Annotated in this window: 4 protein-coding genes; all 4 read left to right on the top strand. The window is 72.7% G+C overall.

The window, feature by feature from the left end:
- Nucleotides 1-344 precede the first annotated feature (344 nt).
- Nucleotides 345-1,736, top strand: a complete 1,392-nt coding sequence (locus ACTWQJ_RS49040; protein WP_443312836.1) for an MFS transporter — start codon at nt 345-347, stop codon at nt 1,734-1,736.
- Nucleotides 1,737-1,853: 117 nt separating this feature from the next.
- A complete protein-coding gene (locus ACTWQJ_RS49045; RefSeq protein ID WP_443312838.1) occupies nt 1,854-2,321 on the top strand; it encodes a DUF2771 domain-containing protein in 468 nt (155 codons plus the stop codon).
- 13 nt (nt 2,322-2,334) lie between these two features.
- Nucleotides 2,335-3,057, top strand: a complete 723-nt coding sequence (locus tag ACTWQJ_RS49050; RefSeq protein ID WP_443312837.1) for a futalosine hydrolase — start codon at nt 2,335-2,337, stop codon at nt 3,055-3,057.
- Nucleotides 3,058-3,065: 8 nt separating this feature from the next.
- On the top strand, nt 3,066-3,231 hold a 166-nt coding region (locus ACTWQJ_RS49055), incomplete at its 3' end, for an MqnA/MqnD/SBP family protein (RefSeq protein WP_443312839.1).

The following is a 3,231-nucleotide window of genomic DNA, read 5'->3' on the forward strand; positions in this document are numbered from 1 at the left end:
GGGGTGCGGCTTCGCGTGGTCGCTGCGCTCACAGGTATCGCTTCTCTCCTACGCCGTCTCTCGGGTGCGGTGCCTTGAGGCGTCGGGGCGGACGGAGCGGACCTGGGGACCGCGTCGACGTCCGCGCGCCATCGCGCTCGGGCGCACCTGTCACCATCCATTCTGCGGGATGGCCGAGATACGCACGCTACCTGTTGTCCGGCGCTGGGCCTACACCGGCGGGAGTCTTCGCTGCTTCCCGGCGGTCTTTCCGGCCCGCCCACCGGACGCGGCGACCTGTGAAGTGCACGCCCATACGCGCCGTAACCTCACTACGGACGCCGCTCTCGGGGCACTATGACGGGGTGGCAAGCGGCATCAAGGGCAGCAGCGGACGCAGCGGAACGGGCCGGACGCGTGGCTCGCTCCGTTCGCTCGGCCGTGCTCTGCACTTCCCGCTGACGGGTACGGCCCGCGGTATCCGCAAGGCGACCCACGCGCACGGCGCCGGTGAGTCGGGGCTGGGCAAGCTGATCGAGCTGCACGGCGTGAACGGCGCGGGCGATGTCATGATCACCGTGGCGCTGGCCTCCACCGTCTTCTTCTCGGTGCCGACCGACGAGGCCCGCGGGCGCGTCGCGCTCTACCTCGCCATCACCATGGCACCGTTCACCCTGCTCGCGCCGGTGATCGGCCCGCTGCTCGACCGGCTCCCGCACGGCCGCCGCGCGGCGATGGCGGGCGCGATGCTGGCCCGGGCGCTGCTCGCGCTGGTGCTGTCCGGGGCGGTCATCACCGGCAGTATCGAGCTGTATCCGGCAGCGCTCGGCGTGCTTGTCGCGTCGAAGGCGTACGGGGTGGTCAGAAGTGCCGTGGTGCCCCGGCTGCTGCCGCCCCGGTTCTCCCTGGTGAAGGCCAATTCCCGGGTCACCCTCGGCGGGCTGCTGGCGACCGGTGTGGCGGCGCCGATCGGGGCGGGGCTCCAGGCGATCGGGCCGCGCTGGCCGCTGTACGGCGCGTTCGTGATCTTCATGGCCGGAATGTTCCTGTCGTTCTCCCTGCCGCCGAAGGTGGACTCGGCCAAGGGCGAGGACACCGCGCTGCTCGCCGCGGACGCGGACCATCTGCACGGGCCGCACCTGCGGCCGGTCAAGCGGCCGGGGCTCAGGACGGTCGGGACCGCGGTCACCCACGCGCTCGGCGTCAACGCAGCGATCCGCTGCCTCGCCGGGTTCCTGATCTTCTTCCTCGCCTTCCTGCTGCGCGAGCACCCCATGACCGGGCAGAGCGCGGCGGTGTCGCTGGGCATGGTGGCGGTCGCGGCGGGCGTGGGCAACGCGCTGGGTACGGCGGTGGGGGCGGCCCTGCGGGCCCGGGCGCCGGAGCTGATCATCGTGACCGTCGTGGCGGTCGAGCTGGGCGTGGCGATCACGGCGGCGGTGTTCTTCGGCGCGTTCCTGGTGGCGTGCCTGGCGGCGGTCGCCGGGTTCGCACAGGCACTGGCCAAGCTGTCCCTGGACGCGCTGATCCAGCGGGACGTACCGGAGCTGGTGCGGACCTCGGCGTTCGCCCGCTCGGAGACGCTGCTGCAGATGTCGTGGGTGATCGGCGGCGCGATCGGCATAGCACTGCCCCTGAACGGCACCCTCGGCCTCATCGTGGCCGCCTGCATCGTCGCCGCCGGCTGGCTGACCACCGTCCGCGGCCTGCTCAGCTCGGCCCGGCGCGGGGGTGCGGCCCGGGTGCGGGTGGTGTAGGGGCGGGCGGGTCGCGAGTGGTGCAGGGGGCGGGCGAGTGGCGTAACGCACGGCACGGCCTGTACCCCACGTGGGGAGCGGGTCGCGCGTGACCGATAGCCTTCGGACATGACCACGATGCAATCCGTTGTGCGACGCCGCCGCGCCGTCGCCGCCGCCGGCGCCGTTTCCGCCGGACTGCTCGTCCTGTCGGCCTGCGACAAGCCGTCGCCGATGTCGACGATCACCGTCGGCTCGAGCTCGGTCAGTTCGGAGGCCACCTGTTACCACGAGGGTGACGCCCTCACGGCCGAAGAGCGGTCCGGGTGCCTGAAGGAGGAGGACATCAAGTCCATCTCGGTCGACCCCGACGAGACCGTGCGCTTCGGTGTGGACCCGAAGATCGCGGACAAGGGCTGGACGATCCTGATGAACGGTCAGCCGCTCACCGACTCCAGCACCAAGACGTACCGGACCATCCCGGGCAGCGTGTTCTTCAACGCTCAGTACGGCGCCCAGGGCAACTCCACGCTCGTCTCGATCATGGGCGGCAAGCAGGAGGCCCCCACCGGTCTGTGGTCCTTCAGGCTGAAGAAGGACGCCTGACCCCTCCCCCGCAGTGTCCCCCGCAGGCCTCTCCGCAGGCATCCTCGTAGCCACCGCCGTCCCCGCCGAACGGGACGCGGTGGCACGTGCGTTCCCGGGCCCGGTCACGGACGTCTCCCTCCCCGGAGCCGTCCTGCACCGGCCCCCCGCCGGCCCCGACCTCCTCGCCGTCGGCGTCGGCCCCGCCCTCGCCGCCGCCTCCACCGCGGCGGCGCTCACCGCCGCCGCCCTGGCCGGCACCCCGTACGCCCTGGTCGTCTCGGCCGGGATCGCCGGCGGCTTCGCGCCCGAAGCTCCCGTCGGCTCGCTCGTCGTCGCCGACGAGATCACCGCGGCCGATCTGGGCGCCGAGACCGCCGACGGCTTTCTGCCGGTCACGGAGCTGGGCTTCGGCACCGTCACCCACCGTCCGCCGCACACCCTCGTACAGGCCGCCGCCGACGCCACCGGAGCCCGCATCGGCCCGGTCCTCACCGTGTCGACGGTGACCGGCACCGCGGCCCGTGCCGCCGCCCTGCGCGCCCGCCACCCGCGCGCCCTCGCCGAGGCCATGGAGGGCTTCGGCGTCGCCGAGGCCGCCGCCTCGCACGGCACGCCCGTCCTGGAGCTGCGCGCGGTGTCCAACCCGGTCGGCCCGCGCGACCGCGCCGCCTGGCGGATCGGCGAGGCTCTGGCGGCGCTCACCGAGGGATTCGGGAAGCTCGCGCCAGTACTGGAGAGTTGGAAGCAACCATGAGCCCTGACATGCGTTCGCTGCAGATCGCGTACTCCCCCTGCCCCAACGACACCTTCGTCTTCGACGCCCTCGCCCACGGCCGCGTGCCCGGCGCACCCGCGCTCGACGTGACCTTCGCGGACATCGACATCACCAACGGCATGGCCGAGCGCGGCGAGTCGGACGTGCTGAAGT

It is taken from the genome of Streptomyces sp. KR55 (assembly GCF_052245645.1).
Taxonomy (GTDB): Bacteria; Actinomycetota; Actinomycetes; order Streptomycetales; family Streptomycetaceae; genus Streptomyces; species Streptomyces flavusporus.

Coding starts and splice junctions, on each gene's coding strand:
- ACTWQJ_RS49045 (WP_443312838.1), top strand. CDS start 1,854: ATGCAATCCGTTGTGCGACGCCGCCGCGCCGTCGCCGCCGCCGGCGCC.